The sequence below is a fragment of the Neotamlana nanhaiensis genome (genome assembly GCF_000943555.1).
Lineage (GTDB): Bacteria > Bacteroidota > Bacteroidia > Flavobacteriales > Flavobacteriaceae > Neotamlana > Neotamlana nanhaiensis.
Genome location: NZ_JTDV01000011.1, coordinates 1 through 24,911, shown reverse-complemented (window position 1 = coordinate 24,911; position 24,911 = coordinate 1). Strand labels below are relative to the sequence as shown.

The 24,911-nt window shown below is 34.3% G+C and carries 20 protein-coding genes and 1 tRNA gene; 8 read left to right on the top strand and 13 right to left on the bottom strand.

From position 1 onward, the window contains the following. Positions 1-78 precede the first annotated feature (78 nt). Positions 79-1,077, top strand: coding sequence for an App1 family protein (locus PK35_RS12385; RefSeq protein WP_044626881.1), 999 nt, complete (start codon positions 79-81; stop codon positions 1,075-1,077). Here PK35_RS12385 and PK35_RS12380 read toward each other — a convergent pair. The 3 genes from PK35_RS12380 to PK35_RS12370 are packed head-to-tail and all read right to left on the bottom strand — an operon-like array spanning position 1,074 to position 5,049. Next, positions 1,074-3,605 carry a S9 family peptidase gene (locus PK35_RS12380; protein WP_044626880.1) on the bottom strand — a complete coding sequence of 844 codons (2,532 nt, stop codon included), beginning with the start codon at positions 3,603-3,605 and terminating at the stop codon, positions 1,074-1,076. The genes PK35_RS12385 and PK35_RS12380 overlap by 4 nt on opposite strands. Positions 3,606-3,654: 49 nt before the next feature. Next, complete coding sequence (locus tag PK35_RS12375; RefSeq protein ID WP_044626879.1) at positions 3,655-4,269, bottom strand: deoxynucleoside kinase; 615 nt, start codon at positions 4,267-4,269, stop codon at positions 3,655-3,657. Between the two features lie 6 nt (positions 4,270-4,275). Beyond that, positions 4,276-5,049 (bottom strand): hypothetical protein, encoded by a 774-nt coding sequence (locus PK35_RS12370; RefSeq protein ID WP_044626878.1) that lies wholly within the window; start codon positions 5,047-5,049, stop codon positions 4,276-4,278. 161 nt (positions 5,050-5,210) lie between these two features. Here PK35_RS12370 and PK35_RS12365 point away from each other — a divergent pair, with 161 nt between their 5' ends. The 3 genes from PK35_RS12365 (at position 5,211) to PK35_RS12355 (ending at position 9,019) form a co-directional block, all read left to right on the top strand. Next, positions 5,211-6,068 (top strand): GLPGLI family protein, encoded by an 858-nt coding sequence (locus tag PK35_RS12365; protein ID WP_044626877.1) that lies wholly within the window; start codon positions 5,211-5,213, stop codon positions 6,066-6,068. Between the two features lie 29 nt (positions 6,069-6,097). Further along, entirely contained in the window at positions 6,098-8,854 is a 2,757-nt protein-coding gene (locus PK35_RS12360) for a TonB-dependent receptor (protein WP_044626876.1), read from the top strand. 83 nt (positions 8,855-8,937) lie between these two features. Beyond that, a tRNA-Tyr gene (locus PK35_RS12355) sits at positions 8,938-9,019 on the top strand. Positions 9,020-9,259: 240 nt separating this feature from the next. Here the strand turns inward: PK35_RS12355 and PK35_RS12350 are convergent. From PK35_RS12350 to PK35_RS12340, 3 genes are all read right to left on the bottom strand, one after another. After that, positions 9,260-11,485, bottom strand: a complete 2,226-nt coding sequence (locus tag PK35_RS12350; protein WP_044626875.1) for a hypothetical protein — start codon at positions 11,483-11,485, stop codon at positions 9,260-9,262. A gap of 97 nt (positions 11,486-11,582) precedes the next feature. After that, positions 11,583-11,957: a hypothetical protein gene (locus PK35_RS12345; protein ID WP_044626874.1), complete on the bottom strand. Its 375-nt coding sequence runs from the start codon at positions 11,955-11,957 to the stop codon at positions 11,583-11,585. 59 nt (positions 11,958-12,016) lie between these two features. Further along, on the bottom strand, positions 12,017-13,252 hold the full coding sequence (locus tag PK35_RS12340; RefSeq protein WP_044626873.1) for a 3-deoxy-D-manno-octulosonic acid transferase: 1,236 nt from the start codon (positions 13,250-13,252) through the stop codon (positions 12,017-12,019). Positions 13,253-13,400: 148 nt separating this feature from the next. Here PK35_RS12340 and PK35_RS12335 point away from each other — a divergent pair, with 148 nt between their 5' ends. Next, positions 13,401-14,528, top strand: coding sequence for a DegT/DnrJ/EryC1/StrS family aminotransferase (locus tag PK35_RS12335; protein WP_044626872.1), 1,128 nt, complete (start codon positions 13,401-13,403; stop codon positions 14,526-14,528). Further along, positions 14,521-15,543: a UDP-glucose 4-epimerase GalE gene (gene galE / locus PK35_RS12330; RefSeq protein WP_044626871.1), complete on the top strand. Its 1,023-nt coding sequence runs from the start codon at positions 14,521-14,523 to the stop codon at positions 15,541-15,543. The genes PK35_RS12335 and galE overlap by 8 nt, the downstream gene beginning before the upstream one ends. A gap of 38 nt (positions 15,544-15,581) precedes the next feature. Here galE and lspA read toward each other — a convergent pair whose 3' ends face one another. Genes lspA through PK35_RS12300 form a run of 6 tightly spaced genes read right to left on the bottom strand, consistent with a single transcriptional unit; the run spans position 15,582 to position 21,503 of the window. Then, positions 15,582-16,094 (bottom strand): signal peptidase II, encoded by a 513-nt coding sequence (gene lspA, locus PK35_RS12325; RefSeq protein WP_044626870.1) that lies wholly within the window; start codon positions 16,092-16,094, stop codon positions 15,582-15,584. Between the two features lie 3 nt (positions 16,095-16,097). Continuing rightward, positions 16,098-16,991 (bottom strand): ACP S-malonyltransferase, encoded by an 894-nt coding sequence (gene fabD, locus PK35_RS12320; protein WP_044626869.1) that lies wholly within the window; start codon positions 16,989-16,991, stop codon positions 16,098-16,100. Positions 16,992-17,038: 47 nt separating this feature from the next. Continuing rightward, positions 17,039-17,599, bottom strand: coding sequence for a sugar O-acetyltransferase (locus PK35_RS12315; protein WP_044626868.1), 561 nt, complete (start codon positions 17,597-17,599; stop codon positions 17,039-17,041). Positions 17,600-17,610: 11 nt separating this feature from the next. After that, entirely contained in the window at positions 17,611-19,167 is a 1,557-nt protein-coding gene (locus tag PK35_RS12310) for an NAD(P)/FAD-dependent oxidoreductase (protein ID WP_044626867.1), read from the bottom strand. A 33-nt stretch (positions 19,168-19,200) separates the two neighbouring features. Continuing rightward, positions 19,201-20,583, bottom strand: a complete 1,383-nt coding sequence (locus PK35_RS12305; protein WP_044626866.1) for an alpha/beta hydrolase family protein — start codon at positions 20,581-20,583, stop codon at positions 19,201-19,203. Between the two features lie 14 nt (positions 20,584-20,597). Further along, positions 20,598-21,503: a dihydrofolate reductase gene (locus PK35_RS12300; protein ID WP_044626865.1), complete on the bottom strand. Its 906-nt coding sequence runs from the start codon at positions 21,501-21,503 to the stop codon at positions 20,598-20,600. Between the two features lie 264 nt (positions 21,504-21,767). On the opposite strand from PK35_RS12300, the gene PK35_RS12295 reads away from it, so the two are divergent. Then, the gene (locus tag PK35_RS12295) at positions 21,768-22,781 is read left to right on the top strand and encodes a DUF4405 domain-containing protein (protein ID WP_044626864.1); all 1,014 of its coding nucleotides are present in this window, start codon (positions 21,768-21,770) and stop codon (positions 22,779-22,781) included. Positions 22,782-23,038: 257 nt separating this feature from the next. Then, on the top strand, positions 23,039-23,383 hold the full coding sequence (locus PK35_RS12290; RefSeq protein WP_157841068.1) for a T9SS type A sorting domain-containing protein: 345 nt from the start codon (positions 23,039-23,041) through the stop codon (positions 23,381-23,383). 238 nt (positions 23,384-23,621) lie between these two features. Here PK35_RS12290 and PK35_RS12285 read toward each other — a convergent pair. Further along, a partial coding sequence (locus PK35_RS12285) for a tetratricopeptide repeat protein (RefSeq protein ID WP_082048580.1) occupies positions 23,622-24,911 on the bottom strand: 1,290 nt, incomplete at its 5' end.

Sequence of the window (24,911 nt, the reverse complement as noted above, 5' to 3'; positions counted from 1 at the left end):
TTTTTAAAAGCGAAATTAATAAAAAGACCACGTAACCTGCGTGGTTTTTTTTATTTTTAGTTGCCATATTATTGTTTTATGTTTAAAAAAGACCCGCTTCAAATAATAGCATTTCAAACCTATGGAACCTCAAAACGCTTGTATTTGCGTGGTCGAGCGCTTGAAGACGAAAGTATAAATTTAGAACAACGCGGTGCTTTTAAACTTCTTTTTAATGCATGGAAACGTTTTGAAACCGATGAAATTAAGCATGCCAAAATTAGAGTTAAAGTTGGCGATGATAATTTTTTTTATACCAAAACAAATCATCGTGGGTATTTTTTATTAGATGAAACAGTTGCAGACTTAAAACCTTACGTTAATTCGGAAGGTTGGCTGCAATTAGAGTTTGCATACGAAATGGCTAATAAGCGTCGTGTTATTCAATTAAACAATAAATTTCCTGGTGAAATGTTAATTCCGTCGCCAAATGCTTCCTATGGTGTTATTAGCGATATTGACGATACTATTTTGCATACTGGTTTAGTTTCTGTTTTAAAATGGCGGGTAGTTATTAATACGTTTTTAACTTCAGCAGGAAAGCGTATGCCACTTGATGGCGCTCCTAAATTTTATAATTTATTGCATCGCGGAAAATCGGGTAAAGAGGCTAATCCTATATTTTATGTAAGTCATAGTCCGTGGAATTTATATCGTTATTTAAACTACTTTTTGTACAAAAATAATTTTCCAAAAGGGCCTATTGTTTTACGAAATTTCCCGAAGCCTTTCAGTAAAAAGAAGAAAGGTTATATGCCTCAAAAACAAAAGGAAATAATAAATCTTTTAGAAACATATCCCAACTTAAAGTTTGTTTTAATAGGTGATAGTGGTGAGCACGACCCGTATATTTATAAACAATTAGCACACGATTATCCTAAGCGTATTTTGGCTATTTATTTAATGAATGTAGACCATAAACGCAAAATGCATCGCGTAAAATTACTATATAATAATTATGTAGATGTGCCTGTGCTTTTGGTGGCTTCAACAGCAGAAGCTATAAATCATGCTCGTAAAAATGGCTTTATAGTTTAATTATTTCGAGGCATATCTCTGTTAATTTCGGTAATATTAACGTTAGTTGCTTCCACGCCTAATAAGTGTTTACTAAAATAATCGGCTTTTAGCCAAAAGAAATATTCTGTCATTTTTCCAAAACCATGACGTTGTCCAGGTAATAACATAAAATCGAAACGTTTATTAGCATTAATTAAAGCATTTGCCATACGAATGGTGCTTCCTGGGTGTACGTTGTTATCCACATCGCCAGTTACTAACATTAATTTACCTTTTAGATTTTTTGCTAAAGTTTGATTTTTATCGATGTTGTATTTAAATGAAATATTACCATCGGCATCTTTTTCTTCCTTAATTCCATGATGCGTTTCACTCCACCAACTATTATAGATGGAATTGTCGTGGTTTCCTGCTGAAGACACAGCAACTTTGAAAAAATCTGGATATACCAACATAGCAGCAGTAGACATAAAGCCTCCACCAGAATGACCAAAAATGCCTACTTTTTCAATATCGATAAAGGCATGTTTGTTTGCCAGTTGTTCAGCTACATATTTTTTGTCTGCAAGACCATAGTCGCGTAAATTACCATAACCATAGGTGTGATACCATTTTGAGCGTGCTGGATGACCACCTCGATTTCCTAAAGTTATTACAATAAAACCTACTTGCGCCATTCTATCGGTACGGTTCATGCTTACCGAAAATGATTTGTTTACAGCCTCGGTTTGTGGTCCTGGATATACATATTCTATTAATGGATATTTTTTTGTTTCATCAAAATTAAAAGGTTTATACATAACACCGTATAAATCGGTTATACCATCATCGGCTTTTACCTTAAAAGGCTCAGGAAACTGGTATCCAGAAGCCATAAGTTGCGATAAATCGGCTTCTTCTAAATCTAAAATTTTTGAACCTGTAGTGCTTCTTAATTCCGATTTTGGTACGGTGTTAACTCTAGAATAGTTACTCACAAAATAGTTGTTTGATGCCGATAAATTATTATTAAAATTATAATCGCCAGGACTTAAGTTTTTAAAACCAGAACCATTTAAATTAACCTTATAAAGATGCGCATAGTAAGGGTCTTGTTCTTTACTTACTCCGTTTGCAGTAAAGTAAATGGTTCGTGTTTTTTCGTTTATACCTTCAAAACTATCAATATGGTATTCGCCCGATGTTACTTGCTTTTTTAGGTTTCCGCTAGCGTCATAAAGGTAAAAATGCCCCCAACCATCACGCTCACTCCAATGTAGAATTTCGGTTTCGTTGTTAAAAAGTACAATTTTTTTTCCACGGTTTTCAATATAGGTATTAAAGTGCTCGTTTATTAACGTTTTTACTTCACCTGTTTTAATATCGGCCACATGAATGTCAAGCTTTTTACGGTCTCTACTTGTGGTGTTAAAATATATTTTTCCTTTTTTTGAAAGTAAAAGTGTTGGTTTGTGCTTACGGTTGTTGTTTTTTTCGTATTGATGTCTATAAACCGAAATGGTTTGCTGTATCGTTGTGTCTAATTTTATTTTTAAAATTTCTTTAGAAGGAATGTTAAAGCTTAGTAATTCATTTTTATAAAATTCTTGTTCGCCAGCCATATGGTATTTGTAGGTTTCTAAAGTAGGACGCTTTTTTGCAACCGAATTTATAACCCATAAATCTTTAATATGGCGCGAATCGGTACGTTGGTAAACAAAGGTTTTAGAATCGTGTGCCCAAAATCCACTAATACGTTGACGCTCGTTTTTTTCTTTAGCTTTTTCAAGGTCTTCGTTATTTTTACCACGTTCACTACCACCATAGGTGTAGTATTGTTCACCGTCTTTTGTCCATTGATGTTCTACGATGGTTGAATCTTTTTCATCTTTTACAGCCTTTAAAAAGTTTTCTTTATCCATCCAGTATAAATTGTAGTTTTTAGAAAACAAGACAATAGTACTGTCGGGCGAAACGTTAGCCCATTTTTTCCAAGGTTCTTCTTTTTTCTTTTTGTTGTTAATAATAGTTAGGTTGCTGCTTCCTAATTTATATTCAAAGAAATACACCTTTTTTTCCATTTTTGGAGCTTTCTTTTTAGTTTTTTTTGTTGAAGTAGAATCGGTAGTTTCCAAAGATTCTTTTTCATCTGATTCAGCTTCAACTTCTTCGTTTGCTGTCACTCTAAAACGAATAGCTGTTTCATTCTTTACAAATTCAAAATTAAATTTAGGTAAGTGTTGTGCATCGTAGGGATCTTTGGTTATTTCGGTTAACCATTTAGCCATTTTTGCATTGTCGAAAAGTTTGTTTTTTGTGCCTTTAGCGGCATCAACAATATAATAATTTGATCCTGTTGTAGTTTTGTATTGGTACCAAAATTTATCTCCATTTTCTAACCAATGTGGTTGTACAGTTGTAGAATGTACTAGCTTTGCGAGATTTTTTGGAGAAAATTTTGCGGCTAATCTATAATTAGGTGTTGGTGTGTTTGTATTAGCAGTTTCTTGCGAAAATAGATGATTACTTATACAAAATAATGTGAATAAAAGTATATACTTTCTCATGAAAAAAGTTATAAAATATGATACAAATATGTAGTGATTGCCTATAACGTTAAAATAACCCGTTTATTTCTGCATCAATGCGGTTTATAATGCTTCCTAAATCTTCTGGGTTGGCAACAAAATCAAGGTTGTCAACGTCAATAATTAGTAGTTTGCCTTTGTCGTAACCATGAATCCATGCTTCGTAACGTTCGTTAAGTCGGCTTAAGTAATCAATACTTATACTGTTTTCATAATCGCGCCCGCGTTTATGAATTTGAGATACCAAATTTGATATTGAGCTGCGTAAATAAATTAATAAATCAGGACCTTGAACCAAAGATTCCATTAAATCGAAAAGTGATTTGTAGTTTTCAAAATCTCTATTTGTCATTAATCCCATAGCATGTAGGTTGGGGGCGAAAATATGCGCATCTTCATAAATGGTACGGTCTTGAATTATGTCTTTTCCGCTTTGTCGAATTTGTAAAATTTGACGAAATCTGCTATTTAAAAAATACACTTGCAAATTAAAACTCCAACGCTCCATTTGGTTGTAAAAATCATCTAAATAAGGGTTGTCTACAACATCTTCAAGCTGTGGTTCCCATTTAAAATGTTTTGCTAGTAGTTTGGTAAGGGTTGTTTTTCCTGCGCCAATATTTCCGGCAATAGCAATGTGCATAGTAAGTTATATTTTTAATTGGAATTTTTGCAAGCTTTCGTTATTGTAAATATACAAGGTTTCGTTGGTTACAAAAAACTGTTTTACTGTTAAAGTTGAGGTTTGTATTGGTTGTGCAAAAGTGCCGTTTTCTTCTAAATAAAACAACTTATTGTCTTTTTTTAAAATAATGTTTTCGTTGCTTTGAGCTATTTTTGTATAACCTTGATTGTTGATTTTTTTTACTAAGCTTCCAAAATAATTATAAACATATAAGTGGTTTTTTGTTAGTAACCAGCAATAGTTGTAATTACTTTTAAGGTCTAAAACGTCACTTTGTACAGGTCTTGTTTGCGCCTTTACAGTGTTAGTTTTGTAGTTATAGAGTTCAAGTTTTTGCTGGTCTTGGTTAAAAATCCAAAGGGCGTTGTCGAAGGCAGTTGTAATATGGCTTACGGTACGGTAAGGGTTTAACGTGTTAAAATCAATTTTAAAAACTTCGGCTAACCTATTGTCTAAAATAACAACCGTATTAAAATCTTTATAAAATAGATTTATTTTTAATGGGTTAAAAGCATTGGCGCTATGTAAAATGCCTAGTTGAATATTGTTATACGATGTTTTCCGGTGTTGGCCATCCATAAAGAAAATGTTATCCTTTTTATAGAAAACAGTTTCAAAATTATCGATACTAAAAATTGCATCTGCTTCAAACTGAAATTCATTAATAAGTGAGGTTTCAATATGCTGAGCAAATAATGAAAGAGATAAAAGAAAAGTGATGTAAATTGAGTATTTCATTTTATGTGTTGAAAAATACAAAATGAATTTCTTTTTATAAAAATTGTACAAGTAAACTTTTTTAAGAATCATTTAACGTTTCACGATTAAACTTATCTAGTATAACGCAGTCTAAGGGAAATAAAATATTTTACATTTACGCCCTATTAAAATGCGATTTTATGAAATTTAAATTCTTAAAACCTATAGTTATTTGCACTGTTTTGCTTATTTCTATCGTTTCAAATGCTCAAGCTAATTTCCAAGGAAAGGCCTATTACATGTCTAAAACATCGATTGATACCGAAAATTTTGGGCCGCCAAACATGAATGAAGAACAGAAAAAGCGAATGGCAGAACGTATGAAAAGTATGTTTGAAAAAGAGTACGAACTAACTTTTAATCAAACCGAATCGTTATATAAAGAAGAAGAAATACTTGATGCGCCGGGGCAAAACCAACGAGGCGGCTTTGGTGCTATGATGAGTAGTAGCTTTACTGGTGGACCAGAATATAAAAATATAAAAACGAAAGATTTATTACAGGAAATGGAGTTTTTTGGTAAACAATTTTTGGTTAAAGATCAATTACCAACTTACCAATGGCAAATGACGGGCGATACAAAGCAAATAGGTCAGTACACATGCTTTAAAGCAACAGCTACAGTACAGTCTACCTCGGTAAGTTTTGAAGATTTTAGACCTCCAAGAAGAAATGAAGATAAAGAAGAAGAAACAAAACCTAAAGAACCTAAAACTATAAATGTAGTAGCTTGGTATACCATGCAAATTCCAGTTAATCAAGGTCCTGCCGATTATTGGGGGCTTCCTGGGCTGATTTTAGAAGTTAACGCAGGTAAAACTACCATTTTGTGTACAAAAATTGTTGTAAATCCAGAAGATAAAACAACTATTAAGGTGCCAAAAAAAGGCAAAGAAGTAACGCGCGAAGAGTACAACGAAATTGTGCAAAAGAAAACCGAAGAAATGCGAAATAATTTTAGAAACCGTAGAGGCGGTGGCCCAGGCGGAAGACGCTAATTTTGGTGTAATTTTTTCAAACTAAACTTATGAAATTAAAAATATCGCTTTGGCTTGTTATGCTAACAGGCTTAGCAAACTATGCTCAAATAAAACTTGAAGGAGTTGTTAAAGATAGCATTGGAAACCCTTTAGAATTAGCAAATATTGTAGCTATAAATCAGGCAACAAATGTTTTAGATGGTTACAGTATAACCACCGATACAGGTTTTTTTAGATTAACTTTAAAGGAAAACACAGCTTATAAATTACAGATAACTTATATTGGCATGAAACCTGGCGAAAAATTTATAGAAACGGCTACAAGCAACATTACAGAGGATTTTGTGTTGCATTACGATAATGCTCTTGATGCTGTGGAGTTAGTTTATGAAATGCCTGTAACTGTTAAAGGCGATACCATTATTTATAATGCCGATTCGTTTAAAAATGGCTCAGAACGTAAACTTGAAGATGTTTTAGAAAAGCTTCCCGGTGTCGAGATAAACGATAGCGGACAAATAGAGGTTGAAGGAACTGTTGTTAAAAAGTTAACTGTAAATGGTAAAGATTTTTTTGACGGCGACTCCAAATTAGCCACAGAAAATATTCCATCGAATGCAGTTGATAAAATTGAAGTGCTTCGTAATTTTTCCGAAGTAAGTCAATTAAAAAGCGTTGAAAATAATAGTAATAACTATGCTATAAATGTTAAATTAAAAGAAGGTAAAGAAAACTTTTGGTTTGGCGATGTTACCGTTGGGGGAGGTGTAGCGCCTTCACCAAACGATGCCTTATACTTAGTACAACCCAAACTATTTTATTACACGCCTAAATACAGTGTAAATGTAATTGGTGACCTTAATAATATTGGCGAACCAGCGCTGACAAATCGCGATTTGCGTAGTTTTGGCGGTGGGTTTAATGCCCCAAGTCGCGATAGTGGTACGAGTTTAAGTTTAGGTGATAATGGGTTAAGCGGACTTACAAGTGTTGCAAATTCGCAACAGGTTGAAGCTAAATTAGCGGCTACCAATTTTAGTTATGCGCCAAATGATGCCCTCGATTTAAGCGGATTTTTAATTTTTAATTCTACAAGATTAAATACGCGCCAAGAAAGTTTTATTCGATATACCGATGCAGAATTGGGGATTCCAGATGAAGAAACTATTAGTACAGGTCGCGAAGCTTCCGATCAAGGTTTAGTAAAATTAAGTGCTTTGTATAAGCCAAATGTTAACAATCAATTGGAGTACGATATTTTGGGACGTCTTTCAAAAGATTCCGAAATTCAAAATGAAGAATCTTCAATTATTGGAATTACAAACCAAGTAGATGAAGTTACACCTTTTAGTTTAAGTCAAAATTTAAAGTATTACTACACTTTAAACGAATCAAATATTTTTGCTTTTGAAGCTTTGCATGTTTTAAAAGATGAAGATCCTTTTTATGAAGCATATTTAAATAACGACCCAACTAATAATGATGCCGGTGAGGATGATGAGGACGCCTACGATGAAACCGCCGAACAATTAGGCTTAGATAGAAGTTTAGATTACTATAATTTAGGGCAAAACCAAAATGTAAAGTCAAATCAATTTGATGCTAAATTAGATTATTATAATATTTTAAACTCTAAAAGTAACTTAAGTTTTACTCTAGGAACCATTTTAAGCAGACAGGACTATAACTCCAATATTTTTCAGTTTTTAAATAACAATGAAACTCAAAATGCAAACCCAAATATTGTTGATTCTGAAGGAAATTTATTAACCGCCCAAAACGATACGCAGTATAATTTTAGCGATATTTATTTAGGTACGCGTTATAACCTGCGTTTGGGGAAATTTACATTTCGTCCTGGAGTTTCTGTGCATGCTTATGGTAATCAAAATATTCAGTTTGGAGAAACATACGACGATAATTTCTTTAGAATTTTACCCGAATTCGAAACTCGAGTTCAGTTTAAAAAATCTGAAAGTCTTCAGTTTAATTATCGCATGACCAATCAATTTACCGATGTTACAAATATTGCTCGCGGTTTGGTGTTGAATAGTTTCGATAATTTATCATACGGTAATCCAACTTTACAAAATGGTTTAGCGCATAATCTTACATTGCGTTATCACAGTTTTAATTTGTTTAATTACACCAATGTATTTGCTACTGTAAATTACTCAAAAAACATCGATCAAATTAGGTCGTTGGCAAATTTCGAGAATGTAATTAGTACAAGTACCTTTTTTAATTCGCAGTTTGCAGACGAGTCGTTAAGTGCCTTTGGGCGTTGGCAACGTACTTTTGGTAAAATCCGTACGGGTGTAAATGCGAATTTTAATTACAGTTTACGCAATCAGTTTATACAAGGCGTTCAATCGGAAAACAAGAGTTTTACACAAACTTACAGACCCGAAATCCGAACAAATTTTAAAACGGCGCCAAATGTTAGTTTCCGCTATAGTTATTCAGTTACTAATGCCGATCAAGGTACCAGAAATACCAAAATTATACGCAATGCACCTTCGGTTAGTTTCGATGCTTACCTTTGGGATGCTTTTACGCTGTCATCCGATTATGCATACACCAATCAAGATGTCGATGGTGAATCACAGTCGTTTCAAACTTGGGATGCTCGTTTAGCTTACAGAAACAACGAGGACTCTCATTGGGAGTTCGAAGTTAAGGCAAGTAACTTACTAAATATAGATGCGAACATTAATAATAATGTAGGTACATTTTCGGTATCGAACTCATCTACATTTATTTTGCCACGTTTTGTAACTTTTAGAGTTATTTATAGTTTGTAGATTTTAAGAAAATTTATTGAAAAGATTTTGAAAATAAAATTTTGTAGATACAAAGAACCGTAATATATTTGCGCTCGGTTTTTGGGAAGATACTCAAGCGGCCAACGAGGGCAGACTGTAAATCTGCTGACTATGTCTTCGCAGGTTCGAATCCTGCTCTTCCCACATTAAAGTGAAAAGTCTGTACTTTCGTGCAGACTTTTTTTGTTTTGAAATGATAAATATTAACTACGAAAGTAGCCAGTATATTAATGTAAGGATAGGTTGTGTAGCGTGTTTAATGGTTTGGTTTTAAGGTGAATATGAGGTTTTGAGTACGGAAAAATGGAATTTTAAATGCAAGGTTTAATAAATTAGCAGTGTTTAGTTAATTACCTTTTTTAACCAATAGATAAACTTTAATGATTATTCAATACACTTCAACTTATCAATAAAAAACGATTTGTAGCTAAAACTGCTTAATGTTACTTCGCCATTAGTCCCCTTCAGAATAATTTTAGAAATAGGTGATTTTTTTAACTGATAGATATCACCTTGCGAAAGGTTAGCTTTTAAACTAAACAAATTGCAGTCTAAACTTCCAGAATGATAGAATACCACGGTACGTCCGTTTTCAAGAGTAACACGAACACTCGATCGACGACTCGGAACATAATCGGCACAACCTAAATTTTCATCTAAATTAAAATGAATTTTACTAGCATTCCCTTCTCGTAATAGTTCAATACTAAGCATATCGTTAATAAAATACTTTTCAGTTATTATTAATTGCTGATTATTGAAGTTGTCGTATTCATTTATATAGTAAAGACAAGTGTTACGGCGTTCCTCGGATGCTTTGATTTCTAGATTAGATTGGGCATTAGAAATAGAGTCGGCAATACGTTGTTTTTCTAAAATTTCTAAACGTTGTTTTTCTGCGGCAGCGGCAATAAGCTGTTTGCGTTTTTCTATTTGTTCTGCTCGGTTTATGGCATCTTGTTGTTGAGCTTGATTAGCGGTCGCTTGTTTTGCTTTAGTAATCGAATCTGCAATACGCTTTTGTTTTAGTTGTTCAAGTCGAAGTTTTTCAGCCTTAGCAGCTTCCGCCTTCACTTTAGCAATGGAATCTTTTTGACGTTGAATTTTTAAGTTTTCTAAACGAATTTTTTCAAGGCGTTTTTCCTCGGCTCTTACTTTTGCAATCGAATCTGCAATACGCTTTTGTTTTAGTTGTTCAAGTCGAAGTTTTTCAGCCTTAGCAGCTTTCGCTTTAACTTTAGCAATAGAATCTTTTTGACGTTGAATTTTTAAGTTTTCTAAACGAATTTTTTCAAGACGTTTTTCTTCGGCTCTTACTTTTGCAATCGAATCTGCAATACACTTTTGTTTTAGTTGTTCAAGTCGAAGTTTTTCAGCCTTAGCAGCTTCTGCCTTCACTTTAGTAATGGAATCTTTTTGACGTTGAATTTTTAAGTTTTCTAAACGAATTTTTTCAAGGCGTTTTTCTTCGGCTCTTACTTTTGCAATCGAATCTGCAATACGCTTTTGTTTTAGTTGTTCAAGTCGTAGCTTTTCAGCTTTAGAAGCTTCCGCTTTAACTTTAGCAATAGAATCTTTTTGACGTTGAATTTTTAAGTTTTCTAAACGAATTTTTTCAAGGCGTTTTTCCTCGGCTCTTACTTTTGCAATCGAATCTGCAATACGCTTTTGTTTTAGTTGTTCAAGTCGAAGTTTTTCAGCCTTAGCAGCTTCTGCTTTAACTTTAGAAATAGAGTCTTTTTGACGTTGAATTTTTAAGTTTTCTAAACGAATTTTTTCAAGGCGTTTTTCCTCGGCTCTTACTTTTGCAATCGAATCTGCAATACGCTTTTGTTTTAGTTGTTCAAGTCGTAGCTTTTCAGCTTTAGCAGCTTCTGCCTTCACTTTAGTAATGGAATCTTTTTGACGTTGAATTTTTAAGTTTTCTAAACGAATTTTTTCAAGGCGTTTTTCTTCGGCTCTTACTTTTGCAATCGAATCTGCAATTCGTTTTTGTTTTAGTTGTTCAAGTCGAAGTTTTTCAGCTTTAGCAGCTTCCGCTTTAACTTTAGCAATAGAATCTTGCTGACGTTGAATTTTTAAGTTTTCTAAACGAATTTTCTCTAACTGTTTTTCTTCGGCATTTATTTTGGCAAGTGAATCTTGCTTTTTTTGAAGTTTTATATTGGTTAAACGCAATTGTTCTGCTTTTAAAGCCTCCTCTTGTTTACGCTTCTCATTAGCTTCATTTATAGAATCTTGTTTAAGTTGTTCTATAATTTCGAGGTCTTTTTCGCTTTTGCCTCGCGATTTTATGGCTTTTAGCTTTTGGGCTTCTTCATAATCAAAATATAAATCCATCATCGCCTCGTTAACTAATAAAAATCGGTCGCGTACATAGCCTTCAACACCATTAAATTTAACTTTATAGGTGTATTTTCCAACAAAGCTGGTTACAACACATTTATCATACTCTTCAAATTGAATTATAGGATTTGTATGGTTAGGATTTTTGTAAACACTACCATTATCTACAAATTCGGTTTTTATGGCAATTTTTTGAGCCGAAGCAAAAAACATAGCCAAAAAAAATAGAAGTAAAAAGCAGGTTGGTTTAAAGCGTTTATACATCGTTTCTTTAAAAAGTTGGGGTTTTAGGACTCAAATTTAATAAAAAAAACCGCCAAATAGCGGTTTTTAGTGTTTATTGATAAAAGTGAGTAGCGTATTAAAGTTCTTTTAAGTCGTTAACTTTTTTATCTACAGCATCACCTGCTTTTTTAAGCGATTCTTTTGAAGTCTCAACAGCTTTATTAGCGGCGTCTTTAGTGTTTTCAACTGCGCTATCAATAGTTTCACCGGCTTTGGCAGCAGCATCTTTTGCAGAATCTACGGCACCTTCAACTGCATCATCAACAGCTTTGTCGGCGGTATCTACTGCATTGTCAACAGCATCACCAGCTTTTTCTAAAGCGTTTTCAGTGGCATCCGCAGCTTCTTCTAAGGCTTCTTTAGCAGAATCGGCATTTTTTGAGTCTCTACAAGAAGTAAATGTTAAACTTAACGCTAAAATAAAAACTGAACTTAAAATTAATTTTTTCATTGGTTTTTGTTGTTTGTTTAATAAAATTTAAATGGGTTGAACCATATTTGTGTTCGCTATTATATACGAAGATAATTTAGTATCTGGATTACCGCACCCATATTTTCTTTAACATACTGTGAGTTTTTATTGCCAGCTTGTAAGCGCTTTACTTCGTTATTAATAAGTTGATTTAAGCAGCTATTAAATGCATTTTGGTTAGAAACCGAGAACATTCCACCACGCGAAATCATAGCTTCTGCTTCTGGAAATTTTGAATACTGATTGCCAATTATAATAGGAATTCCAAAAACTGCAGGTTCTAACGTATTATGCAAGCCAGTGTTACCTAAAGCACCACCAACATAAGCGATATCGGCGTAATTGTAAATTTTCGATAAAATACCAATTGTATTTACAATAAAAACCTTAGCGTCTTTTAGATTTGAGTTTTCCTTTTCGGAAAAAAGTACCGTTTTACATTGTAAATTATCCTTTAAATGATGAATTTGAGTGTCCTTTATATTGTGTGGCGCAATAATAAATTTAACATCTAAATTTTGATACGTATTTATAAAATTTGTTAAAAATGCTTCGCCTTCTGGCCAAGTACTACCTGCAACAATACATAATTTATTGTCTTTAAAAGTTTCAATAAAAGGTAGATTGTTATCTAAGTCTAACTGACTTGAAACTCTATCAAAACGGGTGTCGCCCGAAACCGAAGTGTTGTTGTAATTAATAGTTTTTAATAGGGCTTGAGAATTTTCATTTTGAGTAAAAATATATTCAAAAGCAAATAAAGCGTTTCGTAAGTGCGATCCGTAGAATTTAAAATAAGATTGATTTTTTCTAAAAACAGCCGAAATTAAAATAGCTCTTAAACCGCGTTGTTTTAGTTCGTTTAAAATATTTGGCCAAATATCATATTTTATAAAAACAGTAAGTTCTGGATTTACAATATCTAAAAAGGTTCTAGCATTTTGCTTTGTATCTAGTGGTAAATACACAACAACATCGGCAATTGGCGAGTTTTTACGAATTTCGTATCCAGAAGGCGAGAAAAAGCTTAGTATAATTTTGTGGTTTTTATAATGCGTTCGTAATGCTTTAAAAACGGGTAAGCCTTGTTCGTATTCGCCTAACGAAGCACAATGAAACCATAACGTTTTATCGGTGTTATTTATGTTTTCTTTTAAAATAGAAAACGTTTCATGACGCCCAAAAACGCCTTTTTTAAGTTTTTCATTAAAAGGGGCAAGACCTTTTAAAACTAATCCAGTTATTTGTATTGCAATGCTATATAAAAAACTCAAATCTTTTTTGTGCTAAAATACATTTCTTTGAAATAATATTATTGGTAAGAAACACGAATTTTGTAATTTCGTAACCAACAACGCTAAGTATAGTGTTACAAATAAGTCTGTCTTATTAACTTACACAGAAGACTTTAATTATTTTTAGATGAAGAAAATACAAATGGTAGACCTTAAAGGTCAATACAATGATATAAAAACTACGGTAAATACTTCCATTCAAGAGGTTATAGAAAATACAGCATTTATAAACGGACCAAAAGTTCATGAATTTCAAAAGCATTTAGAAAGCTATTTAGGGGTGAAGCACGTTATTCCTTGTGCTAATGGTACCGATGCGTTACAAATTGCAATGATGGGATTAGGTTTAAAACCAGGTGACGAAGTTATTACTGCCGATTTTACTTTTGCAGCAACCGTTGAGGTGATTGCGCTTTTACAATTAACACCTGTTTTGGTTGATGTTAACGAAGACGATTTTAACATTAATATCGAGGCGGTTAAAAAAGCGATTACGCCAAAAACTAAAGCCATTGTTCCTGTGCATTTATTTGGACAATGTGCCAATATGGATGCTATTATGGACATTGCCAAAGAACATAATTTGTTTGTTATTGAAGATAATGCGCAAGCCATTGGAGCTAATTACCAAAGTAAAAATGGTTCACAGGTTAAAGCAGGAACCATTGGCGATGTTGGGGCGACCTCATTTTTTCCATCAAAAAATTTAGGATGTTATGGCGATGGTGGTGCTATTTTTACCAACAACGACGAGTTAGCACATACCATTCGTGGTATTGTAAACCATGGGATGTACGAGCGTTATCATCATGATGTTGTTGGCGTTAATTCGCGTTTAGATAGTATTCAAGCAGCAGTTCTGGATGCAAAATTACCAAAGTTAGATGCATACAATGCGGCACGACAACAAGCAGCTAAAAAATACGATGAGGCTCTAAAAAATACAGATGCAGTAGTGACGCCTTTTAGAAACGAACACGAACATGTATTTCATCAATATACGTTAAGAATTAAATCGGGAAATCGTGATGCTTTGGTTAAGCATTTAAACGAAAAAGGTATTCCATGTGGCGTTTATTATCCAATACCGTTACATAAGCAAAAAGCTTATGCCGATGCTAGATATAACGAAGCCGATTTTACAGTAACCAATAAATTGGTGCAAGAAGTTATATCGTTACCTATGCATACCGAGTTAGATGACGAACAAATTGCGTTTATAACATCAACCATAATAAATTTTTTAAATGAGTAAAATATTAGTAACTGGCGGATTAGGATTTATTGGATCGCATACCGTTGTAGAATTACAAAATGAAGGATTTGACGTTGTAATTATCGACGATTTATCCAATTCCTCTGAAGCTGTTTTAGAAGGCATTACTGCAATTACCGGTAAAACACCCGTTTTTGAAAAATTAGATTTAAGAGAAAAGGCTTCAGTTGAAGCTTTTTTTACAAAGCATAACGACGTAAAAGGTGTTATTCATTTTGCAGCTAGTAAAGCGGTTGGTGAAAGTGTAAAAGAACCTTTGTTATATTACGAAAATAATATTAGCGCTTTGGTTTATATTTTAAAAGAATTGAAAAAATTACCAGAAGCGAATTTTATATTTAGTTCGTCGTGTACCGTTTATGGTCAAGCCGATACGTTACCAATTACTGAAGATGCCCCCGTTAAACAAGCCGAATCGCCATACGGAAACACCAAACAAATTGGAGAAGAAGTTATACAGCATACCTGTAATGCTGTTAGCAGTATAAAAGCCATTGCGTTGCGATATTTTAATCCTATTGGAGCTCATGAAACCGCAAACATAGGCGAACTACCGCTAGGTGTTCCTCAAAATTTAGTGCCATTTATTACGCAGACAGCGGTTGGATTAAGAGAGCAATTGTCGGTTTTTGGTGATGATTACCCAACATCTGATGGAACTTGTGTTCGCGATTACATTCATGTAGTCGATTTAGCAAAAGCACATGTTGTAGCCTTACAGCGCTTGTTACAAGGTAAAAACAAATCGCAATACGAAACCTTTAATTTAGGAACAGGAACTGGAAGCTCTGTTTTAGAAGTTATTAAATCTTTTGAAAAAGTGTCTGGAGAAAAATTAAACTATAAAATAGTAGATAGAAGAGCTGGAGATGTTGTTGCAGCTTATGCCGATACTAATCATGCTAAAAATGAATTAGGTTGGGAAACCCAATTAACATTAGATGATGCTATGGCTTCTGCTTGGAAATGGGAAAAAAAGGTGAGAGGTAAATAGTTTAAATCTTACCATATATAAAAAAGAAAAGGTTGCTTTTAATTGGCAACCTTTTTCTTTTTAAAGTTTGTAATTACAAGAATTATCATTCCTGTGGTAACTGACACATCGGCCATATTAAAAATACCTGTTTTAAATACACCTCCGAAATCTATAAACAGAAAGTCGGTAACAGAGCCTAGAAATAGTCTGTCATAAATATTAGCAATACCACCACCAATAATACTGGCGTAGGCAAAAAGCGATAATTTATCTAAGCTTTTGTCTTTTATTATATAGTGTAAAACAAATGCTAAAACCAAAATGGGTAAAATAAGTAATAAAATTAACCTTAAAGTAGGGTTTAAATTGCTACCCATTCCTAAAAAAGCACCTTCATTTTCAACATTCATTAACCAAAAAACATCACCAATTATTGGGATGCGTTCACTTGGTTGTGTGCTGGTTTGCCCAATTATGTTGGCTCGAACAATAATTTTAGATATTTGATCTACTGCAATTGTTAAAATAATAACAACGGAAATAAAAACCGATCGTTTGGTAAACTTCATGTTTTAGCTAATAGTTTCTAATGCGGCTGAGGTTACTTCCGATGGTCTGTTTATTTTTTTAACTAAACCTTGAAGCACTTTTCCAGGGCCAACTTCGGTAAATAATGTGGCGCCGTCAGCAATCATTTGCTGTACAGATTGCGTCCATTTTACAGGAGCTGTAAGTTGTTCAATTAAATTTGCCTTTAATTCATCTTCTTTAATAACCGCATTTGCAGTTACGTTTTGGTAAATTGGGCAATTGGGTTTATTAAAAGTAGTTGCTTCAATAGCCGCCGCCGAAGCTTCTCTTGCAGGTCCCATTAGAGGCGAGTGAAAAGCACCTCCAACTTTTAAAATTAAGGCACGACGCGCCCCTTTTTCGGTTAAAGTTTCACAAGCCGATTGTACCGCTTTAATTTCGCCCGAAATAACTAATTGCCCTGGGCAATTGTAATTTGCGGCTACAACAACACCTTCGGTATTGGCACAAACGTCTTCAACTATTTTGTCTTCTAATCCTAAAACAGCTGCCATAGTTCCGGGAACAACATCGCATGCTTTTTGCATAGCCATGGCACGTTGCGAAACTAGTTTTAGGCCATCTTCAAAATTTAAAACACCAGCAGCAACCAATGCCGAATATTCACCTAAAGAATGACCTGCAACCATGTCTGGTTTAAAGCTTTCACCTAAGGTTTTGGCTAAAATAACCGAGTGTAAAAATATAGACGGTTGCGCTACTTTTGTGGCTTTAAAGTCTTCATCGGTACCTTCAAACATTATGTCGGTAATATTGAAACCTAAAATGCTGTTGGCTTGTTCAAATAAATCTTGAGCTAAAGGTGAGTTTTCGTAAAGGTCTAAACCCATACCCGAAAATTGGGCACCTTGTCCTGGGAAAATATATGCGTGCATATTGAAAATTTAGTTTTGCAAAAGTAATAATAATATTAAATATGTAATTAGTTGTTATCTATGGTTTTAATAATTTTGGCTGGATTTCCTGCAATAACAACATTATCGGGGAAACTTTTTGTTACCACGGCACCCGAACCAACCACAACATTATGGCCAAGTGTAACACCAGGGCAAATGGTTGCATTTCCGCCAATCCATACGTTATTACCAATGGCTATAGGTTTTGCGTATTCTTTACCGCTATTTCTGGCTTTAAACTCCAATGGATGTGTTGCAGTGTATATTTGAACATGAGGACCAAACATGCAATTATCACCTATGGTTATCTGGGCAACATCCAAAATACAGCAATTAAAATTCATAAAAAGATTTTTACCTGCTATGATGTTGCTACCGTAATCGCAATGAAAAGGCGGTTCTACATAAAGGTTTTCGCCAGCGTTTATAAATATTTTATAAAGTACTTTTTTACGTTCCTCGAAATGGTTTTCATCTAAACTGTTAAATTCTTGAAACAGCAATCTAACGGCATGTCTTTCTTTCATTAATTCTGGATCCGACGGATTGTACATCTCGCCAGCAAGCATTTTTTGCTTTTCAGTCATAAAAATAAAATTTATAGGGTTTCACAGGCTGCTTCAGCACAACGTTCGCCATCCATAGCGGCCGAAATAATTCCACCAGCATAACCAGCGCCTTCACCACATGGGAATAAGTTAGTGATTTCAGGGTGCTCTAAAGTATCTGTTCTAGGAATTGAAACAGGTGATGAGGTTCTCGATTCTACACCAACAATATTAGCTTCTTGAGTGTAATAGCCTTTCATTTTTTCACCAAAAGCAGCAAAGCCTTTTCGTAATCGGCTACCAATTAATTTCGGTAACAATGAATGCAATGGCGCCGAATTTAAACCAGGTTGGTACGATGATTCGTTTAAGGTATTTGAAAGTTTGCCATCGACAAAATCGGTAAGTCGTTGTGCGGGAGCTACCTGACTTCGACCACCAGAGGTAAAAGCTAATTTCTCTAAATTCTTCTGGTATTCTAATCCTTTAAGTGCGCCAAACTGTTCGTATTTGGGTAAGTCGTTATTCACATCAATCTCCACCACAATTCCAGAATTAGCATATAGGTTGTTACGTTTAGAAGGCGACATACCATTAACCACAACCTCGCCATTTGCGGTGGCTGCAGGCACAATAAATCCGCCAGGGCACATGCAAAAACTGTACACCCCACGACCGTTTACTTGTTGTACCAAACTGTACGAAGCCGCTGGTAACAACTCATGTCTGTCGCCAGAACAGTGGTATTGAATGCTATCAATGATGTGTTGCGGATGCTCTATGCGAACCCCCATCGCAAACGATTTTGCTTCAATAGCAATGTGTTTTTTATGTAATAAATAAAAGATATCGCGAGCAGAATGTCCTGTTGCTAAAATGACTTTTTCTACTGAGATTTCTTCAGCATCATTTAAAACTAAAGCGTTTATCGTGTTGCTTTTAATTATAAAATCAGTAACGCGGGTATTGAAGTGAATTTCGCCGCCATAATTCAATATAGTTTCACGAATATTTTGAACCACTTTAGGTAGTTTATTCGTACCGATATGGGGATGTGCATCTACCAAAATTTGATCGGTAGCGCCATGATATACCAAGTTCTCGAAAATGCGTCGTACATCGCCACGTTTTAGGCTACGCGTGTAGAGTTTGCCATCGCTGTATGTGCCTGCACCACCTTCACCAAAGCAGTAGTTAGAATTTTCATTAACATCGTGGTACTGGTTAATGGCTCTTAAATCGCGACGGCGGTCTTGCACATTTTTACCGCGTTCTAAAACAATGGGTTTAAAACCTAGTTCTATACAGCGCAATGCAGCGTACATACCGGCAGGACCAAAGCCGATAATATGAACGGGTTTAGCGTTAGAAACGTCGCTGTAATTAAAGGTGTATTCCGATGATTCTGGAACAGGTTCATTAATAAAAACAGCAACTTTGTAATTGAAAATTATTTTGGGTTTTCGTGCGTCGATAGATTTTCGTAAAACCTTAACACCAGAAATATCATCTTGATTAATAGCTAATTTTATAGCCGATTTTACCACGAGAATATTGCTGATTTCTTCTTCTTTAAGAGAAACACGAAGTTGAATTTCTTTTACCATGAGGCAAAATTAATGAAATTAGACGTGGCTTTGTTATTTTGAAGCTTGTAATTGTGGCGGATGCAAATACAATTTGAAAAAGTTATAAAGAACCAGTAGTGAAGCTTCATCTTGAGGAACGGCATGTCCAGAACTGTAGTTGATAAGTGTTTTGGTGGGAACGTTGAAGCTTTCTAATTTCGTTTTAAAAATGTTTATTTGATCGCTGTAATAAGCGTCATCATCGGTGTTGAAAAAGAATAGTGTAGGTGCTGTTTTGTTTGATGTTACCAAGTAGCTACTTCCCATTTTCTGCCAATGCTCGTAATTGGACTCTAAATCGCCCCAAGCCCATGGGCAACGCGTTTCTAAATTGTTGTCGCCATCGTTTAGCGTATTGTAAATTTGGGTATAATCGAAAACACCAGGACCGAGTGCTGCCACTTGAACATCATCTGATGCGTTTTGATGAAAGCCTGCATTTTCAAATTCTAGAACGGTTTTGTCGCCAATAGCCATCGATCCAGCTGATGAACCGCGAGAAAATCCGTAAATACCGATGTCGCCAGAAAGATTAAAATCGTTGCCTAAAGCGCGTAAAGTTCGCACTGCAGATTTTACCTTTTGTGCGGTATCAGGATTTGTTTGATAGGATTTATACGTATCTCGTTTTCCGTTTTCTGGTGTGCCACTTCCCCAAGGACAATATTTAGGATGATCTGCAATAGCCCAAGCCATACCATGCGCTGGTGCGCCAGTTAAAAACGTATCGTTAAAACCTGTAAAGGTATAAGGTAAAAAGGTTCTAAAATTAGTATGAGCATCTGTAAGTTGTTGCAAATCGTCATTAAAAGTAGCGTAGCTATTGCTGTATGAAAAGGATAAAACAACAGGTGTTTTATGTTTAGGGCTAACAGGATAAATAATATCCATATTCAACATATCACCCGAAGAGTACGCCTTTGGAGTATTGTAAATTTTCGGATTATCTTTAAAATAGGGAACATCTCTTTCAATGCGATAGCCTTCAAAAAGAATATAGGATTTGTAATTTGAGCAATTTGGTAATCCGCAAAAGATATTTGAGGCCAAGGCTTTGTTGATAGCAATAATATCTTTGTTTATTTTAGTAGCTGAAGCTTTGGGGTTTTTATTGTAATCCAACTGAATAACGCGATAGCCTTCATTGACTAACCAAGCAATATTTTTAGAATTGCTAATGGTTCCAATTTTTTCAAATGGTAAATTTTCAAGATAAACAATGGTCAAGTAATTTCCGTAAAAATCGGTTTTAGGTTTTTTAGCTTCAGATATTTTAAACTTGATTTTGCTGTTTGTAACACCACTAAACCAAGTTCCTGTTGAAGCACAAGCGTTTAAATTAATAATTAGTAAACAGGTTATTATTGTTTTAATTGAAATGATTTTGGCAGACATTATTTTAACTTAATCTACTTCCTTTCGTAAGTAATAAAGGAAAATTCATAGTCATGGTCAGCATCTTTGGTATGGAATATGTTAGCCGTTTCTTTCCATATGGTTTCATCGATTTCAGGGAAAAAAGTATCGGCTTCAAAATTATGGTGCACCCGAGTTAATTCAATTTTACTAGCAAAAGTTAAGGCTTGTTTATAAATTTCGCCACCACCAATTATAAAGGGTTGCTTGTCGGTTTTAGCGGCATCAATAGCATCTTTTAAATTATTTACAACGATTACGCCACTTGGAGCGTTGTAGTTTGTTTGTCGCGTAATAACAACATGGGTACGGTTTGGGAGCGGTTTTGGAAAACTTTCGAAGGTTTTTCTGCCCATTATTATATGGTGCTCGCTTGTTAAGGCCTTAAAACGTTTTAGGTCGTCGCTTAAATGCCATATAAGTTGGTTGCCCTTGCCAATGGCATTATTTTCGGCGGCGGCTACAATTATAGTAAGATTAGAATTTTTTATGTTGGTTTCTTTAAAAGCTTCGGTTTTTGCAATTAACGTTTCTTCTTTTAAAAAGCCTTCTTTTAATTTTTCTATACGATTTTGTTGCTTAGCAACCAGTTTTTCTAGCTGTTGTTGTTCCCAAGCTTTACCCATGAATTTGTTTGTGATAAACACATTAAAAACATGGTACACAAACAGGAAAAGCCAAATTAAAATAGCATATAAAAACCATTCTTTACCAAAAAATGTTAGGTCTTTCCCAATGCCTAAAACGGTGTTCGCAACAATTAAAAATATGGCGCCAATTAAAAAAATAACGAAGTGAACATATAACCGTTTTTTTTGTTTAATACGTTTTTGCGCGTTTTCAATAAGTTCTAATTGGTCTTTGTCTATTTGTGGTTTAGTGCTTTTTTTTCCAAACATAAAAATCAAAAAAATAAATGTAAAGGTAATGCTTTTTTAATGTTATTAGCGTAATTACTTACTACATAATTTAGTGTCTGTTAAATACTTTTAAATTTTAATTATACTGAAAATCAGTAAAAAAAGCTGTTTTTTGTCTTGAAGAAATGGTAAAAAAGATGTGATTTTTTTTAAATGTAATAAAATATTAAAAAAACTAAAGCACAAATATTGTGATGTTAATCCTTTTAATATTTTTGTGTGTAACCATAAACAAAGTAAAAAATGAATAGACGATTATTAGGAAACATTTTAATTATTTCAATTATAATACTTTCTTTTTCGGGGGTGTTTATGTATTTAAAGCCTTATAGTAAAAATATGGCGTCTGTTCATACTTTTTTTGGTTTAGCCTTTATTTTATTGATTGTTTTTCACATCATTAATAATAAAAAACCATTGTTTAACTATATATCGGGTAAAAATAAATCTGTTTTTAAAAAGTTGCAAGCTCCTTTTATATTTGGTGCCATCATTATAGTTGCCATAGGGTTGTTTTTAAACTTACCAGGATTACGTAAAGTTTACAATTTCGGGAATGCTTTTAGAAATAGCCAAATAGGGAAGTTTGAGGAGACTTTTGATTATGATATAATTAAATTAGAAAATGCCATAGGTGATATAAGTATAGATGTCGAAATTAAAAGAGGTGAATCATTTAAATATCCGTTATTAGCAATTTGGGCAGAAGATTCTTTAGGAAACTATATTGAAACTTTATACGTATCAAAAGTAATAGCGACAAGTAATTATAGTAAAGAAAAAGAACCTGAAATTATTAGACGCCCAGAAGCTTTACCATATTGGTCTCATAAAAGAGGTATAAAGGCATCAGATGGGTTATTTGTGCCGTTGGGAGATGCACCTGATTTAGATGCCGTTTCTGGTGCTACGCCTACTTCAAATTTCATCGTAAAATCTAAAGCATCAATTAGAGATTATGGGAATGTACGAGTTTTAATGGAAATTAATCAGTCCTTCGATTGGAATGAGTATTATTCGCAAAACAGATTTCCAGATGATAAAGTTTATTCTGGAAATGGTTATGTTGGGCAGCCTTCGTTAGTTTATGCTGCATCTATTGATGCAACATCATTAACAGGTGAAGCTAATTATAAAATTATGGAAGTAATTGGCCATGGACACCATTCAGGTCAAAACGGACAATTGTATCCGGATGTTTCTAATATTACATCTGCAAAACATATTGCCGAACGTGTTATATTAACCGTAAAATAGTATCCTTAATTTTAGTTAAATTTTTGCCAACAAAATTATCACGAACTTAACTTCTCACTATTTTTATAGTGTTCTTTTAAACAAGAAAATTATGAAACAAGATAAAGCAAAAGGAAAGGCTTTTTTACCAAAACAAGCGGTAAAAAAGGCACCACAAGCTCCTGCTAAAAAGAAGTAGTTTGTGTACTGGGTTATTATGTATAACCCTTTTTAAATTTAGTAAATACATTTTTAGACCACCTTTTTAGGTGGTTTTTTTGTTTGTAAATATAGCTGATGAAGGTGGAATTGTTTTAGACAATCTAAGTGTTTCGAGAACAGTGCTAAGTATTGAGGATTTGTTGTTAGAGCAATCGAAGTTTTTGGTATATGCGAATCCAATAACTGAAGGAAAAATTAATGTGGTTTTGCCAAATAACAATATAATAAATGAGAATGTTGAAGTTAAATTATTCAGTTTAAGAGGTGAGTTAATTTATACAGAAAAAACATTGGCTCAAAAAGAAATGACTTTAGCATTACCAAAACAAAACCTATCTGGAGTTTATTTTTTAATTATTAAAGGAGAAAGATTTAATTCTACCCAAAAAGTAGTGTTTTAAAATTAGTATATAATTTCTTGTTGACAAGAATGTATTAAAACTAAAAAAAACGCTTCCCAAAAAATGAGAGGCGTTTTTTATTCAAATCATCCGGTATCTTTTTCATACCGAATAAGACTAATGCCAATTTAACATAAGAGTGCTACATTTTGCCTTGTGAGGCTCAACTTTATTTACTTGAGCTATTTTAGTTAGTAAATATTTTCATCGATTTTAAAAAAATAAGGGTTTTTATATTTTAATTATTTTCCCAATAAGTTATTGTTGCATCTGCTTTTGATTGCAGCTGTTGCACCCAGACAACGGTTTTTAAGTAAGGCGCAATATGATTTATGGCTTTGTTTACATATTGCAATGATTTTTCTTTATTTGGAATATCTTTTAAGTAAAAATCAGAAAAATTAATTAAAGTATCGGCATAATCTAAATCAAAGCGTTTTGGTTTCTCCTCAGCAAGTTTTCTTAAGATATCCAAAGCTTCGTGGTAATTTTTTTCGGCGTTGGTTAAATCCTTGTTGTCGCTTTGCAGGATTGCCAGATTGTTCAATGTCATGGCCACGTCAGCCAAAAAGGCATTTGGGTTCTCCTCGGCGAGTTTTCTACAGATGTCCAAAGCTTCGCGGTAATTTTTTTCGGCGTTTTGGAAATCGTTGTTATTTTTTTGCAGGATTGCCAGATTGTTCAATGTCATGGCGACGTCAGCCAAAAAGGCATTTGGGTTCTCCTCGGCGAGTTTTCTACAGATGTCCAAAGCTTCGCGGTAATTTTTTTCGGCGTTTTGGAAATCGTTGTTATTTTTTTGCAGGATTGCCAGATTGTTCAATGTCATGGCGACGTTAGCCAAAAAGGCATTTGGGTTCTCCTCGGCGAGTTTTCTACAGATGTCCAAAGCTTCGCGGTAATTTTTTTCGGCGTTTTGGAAATCGTTGTTATTTTTTTGCAGGATTGCCAGATTGTTCAATGTCATGGCGACGTCAGCCAAAAAGGCATTTGGGTTCTCCTCGGCGAGTTTTCTTCTGATGTCCAAAGCTTCGCGGTAATTTTTTTCGGCGTTTTGGAAATCGTTGTTATTTTGTTGTAGACTTGCTAGATTGTTCAATGTCATGGCCACATAAGCCAAAAAGGTATTTGGGTTCTCCTCGGCGAGTTTTCTTCTGATGTCCAAAGCTTCGCGGTAATTTTTTTCGGCGTTTTGGAAATCGTTGTTATTTTGTTGTAGACTTGCCAGATTGTTCAATGTTGATGCTACATAAGCCAAAAAGGCATTTGGGTTCTCCTCGGCGAGTTTTCTTCTGATGTCCAAAGCTTCGCGGTAATTTTTTTCGGCGTTTTGGAAATCGTTGTTATTTTGTTGTAGACTTGCTAGATTGTTCAATGTCATGGCCACATAAGCCAAAAAGGCATTTGGGTTCTCCTCGGTGAGTTTTCTTCTGATGTCCAAAGCTTCGCGGTAATTTTTTTCGGCGTTTTGGAAATCCTTGTTGTCGCTTTGCAGGAGTGCCAGATTGTTCAATGTCATGGCCACGCG